Source organism: Candidatus Pseudoscillospira sp. SGI.172 (assembly GCF_050313575.1).
Lineage (GTDB): Bacteria > Bacillota > Clostridia > Oscillospirales > Oscillospiraceae > Vermiculatibacterium.
In genome coordinates this window covers 1-5954 of record NZ_JBNPLQ010000058.1, presented here as the reverse complement: position 1 = coordinate 5954, position 5954 = coordinate 1, and the positions used below count along the sequence as shown (strand labels likewise).

Sequence of the window (5954 nt, the reverse complement as noted above, 5' to 3'; positions counted from 1 at the left end):
AAGTGTCCAGAAGTCCGCACACGGGGCCCCCGCAAAGTCGGATGACTTTGTGGGGAGAGGCGGCGCAACGGAGCGGGCGGATTTCGGCGGCGATGCCGCCGAAGGAGCTCAAGCGGAGTTTGGGCCGACGACGGGAAAGGAGGAGAATTGAAGATGAAACGCTTTCGGGTGATGGCGGCGGCGCTCTGCGCCGTCGTTCTTTTATGCGGCTTTAGTGTCCCGGCGTATGCCTACGCGGACGGCGGCGAGGGCGCGGACTACGGCGATCCCACCATGACGGAGGAAACTCCTGCCCCGGAGCCCACCATTGAGCCCGGCGAGGGCTTTTCCGAAGAGGGCAACCTTGTGACCCGCGATCTGCTCTATGACGAGCACACAAACAAGCAGTTTATTACTGTCCAGACCAGCGGCGGCAACACGTTCTATATCGTCATTGACTATGACAAGCCCGTGGACGAAGAGGGCGAACAGTACGAAACCTACTTTTTCAGCGTTGTGGATGAGGCTGATCTGCTGGCTGCGGCGGAGGCCGCTGGCGTGGAACAGGCGGTGTGCTCCTGCTCTGAAAAATGCGAGGCGGGGGCCGTCAATACGGATTGCGCCGTCTGCTCCGTCAATATGAGCAAGTGCGTGGGCGTTGAGCCGGAGCCGGAGCCCACGGAAACCGAGGAGCCCGCCCCGGAGGAGGCCGAGCCGGAAACGGGCGGCAACACGGGGATGCTCCTGGTGGTGTTGGCCGTGGCCCTGGCGGGCGGCGGAGCGGCGTTCTATTTCAAGGTGCTGCGCCCCAAACAGCAGAAAGCCGCCGCGCCCCAGGAGGACTACGGCGACGAGCTCATGGACTATGACGAGCCGGACGGCTACGGGGACGAGGACGATGACGGCCCGCCCTGGGACGAGGGGGACGATGACGGAGAGGAGGCGGACAAGTGAGGTTTACCAACAGCCCCTATGAAAAGATGATGCAGCAGAAGCCCCGCCCCCAGGCTCCAGCCCCGGCAAAGCCGCCCAGGGGCTCCCGGTGCTCCGGGTGTCCCTACTGGCGCGGGATCGGCTGCGTGTCCTGCTACCGGGAGCTTATGCGGGCCCCGGCTGGCGGGAGGTGACGGCTTGGCCCGTGAACTGACACGCGAGGAAAAACGGGCGATCCGCGCCCTGGTAACAAAATGGTGTGCCAACTATGACCGGGAGTGCGGCTGCCTGCCCCTGGACTGTGAGTGCTATATGCTGGGGAAATGCTGGACGGGGGCGCTGTGCCGCTACTTTCGGGAGGCGGTGCTGCCCCTTGATCCGGCGCTGGAGGCCGCCCTCTTGACCGAGGGGCCCAGGCCGGATTTTAAGATTTGCCCTATCTGCGGCGGGCCTGTTGCCCCGGATCGGCGGCAGGCTTACTGCTCGACGGCCTGTGCAAAGAAAGCCCACCGCCGCCAACAGCGGGAATATATGCGGAAAAGACGGGGCTGGGGCGTTGACAATTAGGCCCTCGAAACCCGCTGATTACAAGGCTTTTCGGGGCCGCTTTTGGGGCAGGCCGTATGTTTCTACGGCCTGCCCCTGTTTGGCACGGATGCTGTCAACATCAAGGAGGTGTTATTCTGGAAGAAAATCAAGGCTATGTGATCCGCTGCACGATCCTGTTTGATAACAAATGCGGCTTTGTGCTGGGCGAAAACCCCAAGGCCCCTAACCCCTATGTGACATGGCAATTCAATGAGCAGGACGGACACCGCGACTTCTTTTGGGGCCACTACCACAACGAGCCCGATATGGCGGAACGGGATTTGCACAATCGGGCAGAGGACTATCAGCGGCGCTATCATGTGTTTGAGATAGAGCAGGCCCCGGATAAGGAAACCTACAAATACTACTCCACCCAGCGGCCCATCGACATCGGCACTTACCCGAACAGCTACTTTAACCGCCCTGTCCACATGGATTTGTACTTTACCCGACAGCAAGTGCCCGGTGAGTCGTTCCAGGCGTGGGGAGCCATCATCTATGCCCATCCCCTGACAGATCGGGAAATGCAGGACTATGAGCTTCGGCCCGCCCGTGAAAATTTGGACATTCGGAGGCAGATGGATGCCCAGGCCCAGGTGGTGGGGAAATGGGAGGATGCTCACCGTGTCCCGGATCAGAAACGGCTGACATGGTTTTACCCTGACTTCGGCAGTTATGTGGTGAAAGAATACATCACCCCGGAGCAACTGGCCGTTCGTGTCCACAGCATTGAACGCCAGGAGGTGGCGCGGGCTCACAAGGAGGCCAAACACCAGCCCCCGATTGCCGAACAACTGAAAGCGGCCCAACGGGAGGCCCAGGAGCAGCGGGCCCCGGACGGCCCTAAAAAGAAAGCCCCTGACCGGGGTGACAGATAGGAGAACTGTTATGGAAAAGAAGCGTGAACAGGATTTTGCCAACCAGGAGGCCCTGCGGCTCTCCGGGGTATTCAATACGCCGATCCCTGCCCAGCCCCCGAAACGGGAAAAGGCGCTGGACAAGGTAAAGGAGCCGCCCCGCGTCTGCCGGAGCCTGGAACGGGAGGAGCGGTGACAAAGAAACGCCGCCGCCCCATCCATCTCCATGTAATGGTGTCTGAGGAAGAGCAGGCGCTGATCCGGGAACGCATGGCCGAGGCGGGCATCCGCAACATGGGAGCCTATATGCGGAAAATGGCCCTCAATGGGTATGTGCTCCACGTTGACCTGTCACCCGTCCAGGAGCTGGTGTCGCTCCAGCGGCGGTGCTCCAACAATCTAAACCAGGTGGCAATCCAGGCGAATACCTACGGCGGCATTTACCCGGAGGAGATCAAAGCTCTGCAACGGGACTATGAAAAGCTGTGGCGGCCCCTTTCCGATCTACTGGAAAAGCTCTCCGCCGTTATCAATATGTAAGAGGGGGGATTTCTCCCCCCTCTTACACCCGTTTATTAGTTTTTATGGCGTGGGTGCATCATCGCTAAGTACATAATTGTTAGCACTGCTGTAAAACCGCAACACAGTGTATCAAATATTACGCTCCATAAATTGCTTGCTGTCCTAAATTCCATCCAAAGTTTTCCTATATTGATAATTATAATCAAAAGAGGGATAATCCATGTATAAAACATGGAAATTAGGTCCAAAACAATGGGATACTTTTCTAAATAGTTATCACTTTCACGTTTAAAGCAGGGTTCTTTCAACATGGTTGATATTTTATCTTCTAACACAGCAATATATTTATATTGACGTTCAATATAGATATTTGTCTGGTAATAGCGGATCATAATATATGATAGGGCAATCCAAATCGCAGATTGTAAAATTGCTATGCTAAAATCAACTGAGATATTATATTGTGAAAGGATATATTGTGATATACTTGCTGTTATTTTTTCGGGGAACAGTAGCATGGAAAAGTTGAGTAGTTCAAAAATGCAAAATACAACAAAAAGCGTACCTCTCTTTTTCTGCATATTGAGGCTTAGTTGCATTGTTTCTTTATAATGATCGTAGAGTAAATCAATCTTCTCCAATACTTAATAACCTCTTATAGCCTTGATAATAGCATCTTGAGTAAAACTATACACCCGTACAGCGTTTACGCCTTTCAATTCTTCCGGATATTCGTAGTGCGAGTTAATCTGAACAGCAATAATCCTTTTCCCAAGTTGTTTGGCTTTTGCAATTTCATAATTCTGCCAATTACGATAGCCAATTTCTCTCCAGTCCTTATGTAACTTATTTGCATCTTCGCCGACAATGACTATTACATAAGTTGCTTCGTTTATTTTTCTAGATAAAACATTTTTAACAACAGCTACACTATCCGTTTGAATTTCACTTGGAGATCTATCGTCACAAGTAAACTCAAATTCAGGATTTTTATCCCACATATTTAAAGCGTATTTGTAATGCCTATCTTTTTCAAAATCAAAAGAAACAAAGATCTTTTTCTTTGCCATGAACAATCACCCCTTATAAACTATATTAAGATAATTTTACCATTTTTCTGGGTTCACGTCAAATATTCTCTTTGCTTTATAAGGGCTTGGAGGCATCCTTGTTGGCCCTCTCCTGCGGAGTTATAATATACATATAGAGGCAAATAACGAACTTTTGTAGGAGGTATGAACGATGCGGACAATCATAAAAATTATCGCAGCCCCCTTTGTTCTGGCGCTGATGCTCACTGTGGCGGTGCTCTCGTTCCTCTCCTGCATAGCGGGGGCGGTGTGCTGGCTGGCGTGTACGGTTTTCGTCCTGCTGGCGGCCTGCGCCTTTTTTGCAGGGCTGCATACCGGGTGTATCGCCATGCTGGTGCTGGCGTTCCTGGTTTCCCCCTTTGGGCTCCCGGCCCTGGGCGGCTGGCTGGTGGAGCGCCTGTATGGTGTAAAGTATGCGGCGATGGACTTTATGGCAAGCTGATACTTCTGGACGCTTTGTCCAGAAGTTCCGGGCGGCGGGTGGAACAGACCGCCGCCCGTTTTTTCTGCTGGGAAAGGAGGTGCGGCTATCGCTACAACCTACATCCGGCCCTACAAGGTAGCGGCTGGGAAAACGGCCATCCAGACGATGGAGGAGCGGTTTGCCTATGGGCTCAATCCGAAAAAGCTGGGGGCTGTGTCTGCCTATCTCTGTGATCCTGCATCCGCCCCCGCTGAGTTCCTACTGCTGAAAAGCCAGTACCAGGCGGAAACGGGCCGGGCCGTGGAGCGCGGGGCCCTGTTCTTTCAGATCCGGCAGGCGTTCCCGCCCGGCGAGGTCACGCCGGAGGAGGCAAATAAAATCGGCTATGAAACAGCCATGCGCTGGACAAAGGGCAAGTATCAGTTCTTCGTCTGCACCCACATTGACAAGGGCCACATTCACAATCACATTTATTACAACTCCACCGCCCAGGACTGTTCCCGGAAATTCCATAACTTTATCGGCTCCAGCTTTGCGGTGCGGCGGCTCTCTGACCGGGTGTGCATTGAGCACGAGCTGTCTGTTATTCAAAATCCGAAGCAGCACAGCAAGGGCCGCTTTCTTCACTATGGACAATGGATCGGGGAAAAACCCCCCTCGGCCCAACAGCGGGTGCGGCTGGGGATCGTGGCGGCTCTGGAGCAAAAGCCCGCCGACTTCCCGGCGTTCCTGCGGCTCATGGAGGAGTCCGGCTTTCAAGTGAAGCATGGGCGGGGCGGCGCGATCTCATTCCTGGCCCCTGGGCAGGATAAGTACACCCGCCTGCGGGCATCCACCCTGGGCCCCGGTTTCGATCCCGATGACATCCGGGCGGCGATTGCCGGGGAACGGCCCATCCCGGAGCTGCCCCAGGACAGCCCGACCCCGGCCCGGCACGTCAATCTGATCATCGACATTCAAGAACGCATGGCCCAGGGCAAGGGCCCGGCCTATGAGCGGTGGGCCAAAGTCTATAACATAAAGCAGATGGCCGCCGCGCTTCTGTATCTCCGGGAACACGATCTTATGAACTATGCGGCGCTGGCATCCAGCACCGAAGCAGCGGTGGATCGGGCTCACAAGCTGGCCGGGGAGCTGCGGGACACGGAGGCCGCCCTTGCCAAAACCTCCGAGCTCATGGGCGCGGTGGTGCAGTACGCAAAGACGCGGCCCGTGTTTGACGGCTACAAGGCGGCCCGGTATAGCAGAAAATATCTGGCCCAGCACGAGGCGGAGCTGGCAGACTACCGGGCGGCAAAGGCGGCTATGAGTGAGCTTTTGGGCGGGGCAAAGCTCCCCAAAATGGACACGCTGAAAAAGCAGCACCGGGAGCTCTCTGAAAAGAAAAAGGCCCTCTATGCGGAATACCGCAAGGCCCAGGCGGATATGCGGCAGGCCGTGGCAGTCAAGGCAAATATCGATCACCTGCTCGGCCACGCGGACGAGCAAAAAAATAAGGCCCAGGAGCGTTAGCTCCGGGCCGCCAACAATGGGCGCTTGCGCCGGGACTTCTGGACAAAG

10 protein-coding genes are annotated in these 5954 nt (G+C 55.3%); 8 read left to right on the top strand and 2 right to left on the bottom strand.

What is annotated here, in order from left to right; genetic code table 11:
- Window positions 1–153: 153 nt before the first annotated feature.
- From ACQRD3_RS13310 to ACQRD3_RS13285, 6 genes are all read left to right on the top strand, one after another.
- Window positions 154–933 (top strand): DUF4366 domain-containing protein, encoded by a 780-nt coding sequence (locus tag ACQRD3_RS13310; protein WP_427781709.1) that lies wholly within the window; start codon window positions 154–156, stop codon window positions 931–933.
- Window positions 930–1106 carry a hypothetical protein gene (locus tag ACQRD3_RS13305; RefSeq protein ID WP_007491259.1) on the top strand — a complete coding sequence of 59 codons (177 nt, stop codon included), beginning with the start codon at window positions 930–932 and terminating at the stop codon, window positions 1104–1106. The genes ACQRD3_RS13310 and ACQRD3_RS13305 overlap by 4 nt, the downstream gene beginning before the upstream one ends.
- Before the next feature lie 4 nt (window positions 1107–1110).
- Window positions 1111–1479, top strand: coding sequence for a cysteine-rich VLP domain-containing protein (locus tag ACQRD3_RS13300; protein ID WP_427781708.1), 369 nt, complete (start codon window positions 1111–1113; stop codon window positions 1477–1479).
- A gap of 137 nt (window positions 1480–1616) precedes the next feature.
- Window positions 1617–2378: a hypothetical protein gene (locus ACQRD3_RS13295; protein WP_186908275.1), complete on the top strand. Its 762-nt coding sequence runs from the start codon at window positions 1617–1619 to the stop codon at window positions 2376–2378.
- A gap of 10 nt (window positions 2379–2388) precedes the next feature.
- Window positions 2389–2553, top strand: a complete 165-nt coding sequence (locus ACQRD3_RS13290; protein ID WP_186908274.1) for a hypothetical protein — start codon at window positions 2389–2391, stop codon at window positions 2551–2553.
- Window positions 2550–2897, top strand: coding sequence for a plasmid mobilization protein (locus tag ACQRD3_RS13285; RefSeq protein ID WP_186908273.1), 348 nt, complete (start codon window positions 2550–2552; stop codon window positions 2895–2897). The genes ACQRD3_RS13290 and ACQRD3_RS13285 overlap by 4 nt, the downstream gene beginning before the upstream one ends.
- Window positions 2898–2932: 35 nt before the next feature.
- Here the strand turns inward: ACQRD3_RS13285 and ACQRD3_RS13280 are convergent, their stop codons facing one another.
- Complete coding sequence (locus ACQRD3_RS13280; RefSeq protein WP_186908272.1) at window positions 2933–3520, bottom strand: hypothetical protein; 588 nt, start codon at window positions 3518–3520, stop codon at window positions 2933–2935.
- Window positions 3521–3523: 3 nt separating this feature from the next.
- Complete coding sequence (locus ACQRD3_RS13275) at window positions 3524–3949, bottom strand: TIR domain-containing protein (RefSeq protein WP_186908271.1); 426 nt, start codon at window positions 3947–3949, stop codon at window positions 3524–3526.
- 172 nt (window positions 3950–4121) lie between these two features.
- Between ACQRD3_RS13275 and ACQRD3_RS13270 the strand changes: the two genes are divergently transcribed.
- Both ACQRD3_RS13270 and ACQRD3_RS13265 read left to right on the top strand, forming a co-directional pair.
- Entirely contained in the window at window positions 4122–4412 is a 291-nt protein-coding gene (locus ACQRD3_RS13270; protein WP_186908270.1) for a CD1845 family protein, read from the top strand.
- Window positions 4413–4559: 147 nt separating this feature from the next.
- On the top strand, window positions 4560–5906 hold the full coding sequence (locus tag ACQRD3_RS13265; RefSeq protein ID WP_427781707.1) for a relaxase/mobilization nuclease domain-containing protein: 1347 nt from the start codon (window positions 4560–4562) through the stop codon (window positions 5904–5906).
- Window positions 5907–5954 lie beyond the last annotated feature (48 nt).

What these genes read in the sequence shown, in the direction of transcription:
- ACQRD3_RS13310 (WP_427781709.1), top strand. Translation starts at nt 154, where the DNA reads ATGAAACGCTTTCGGGTGATGGCGGCGGCGCTCTGCGCCGTCGTTCTT.
- ACQRD3_RS13290 (WP_186908274.1), top strand. Translation starts at nt 2,389, where the DNA reads ATGGAAAAGAAGCGTGAACAGGATTTTGCCAACCAGGAGGCCCTGCGG.
- ACQRD3_RS13275 (WP_186908271.1), bottom strand. Translation starts at nt 3,949, where the DNA reads ATGGCAAAGAAAAAGATCTTTGTTTCTTTTGATTTTGAAAAAGATAGG.
- ACQRD3_RS13270 (WP_186908270.1), top strand. Translation starts at nt 4,122, where the DNA reads ATGCGGACAATCATAAAAATTATCGCAGCCCCCTTTGTTCTGGCGCTG.
- ACQRD3_RS13265 (WP_427781707.1), top strand. Translation starts at nt 4,560, where the DNA reads ATGGAGGAGCGGTTTGCCTATGGGCTCAATCCGAAAAAGCTGGGGGCT.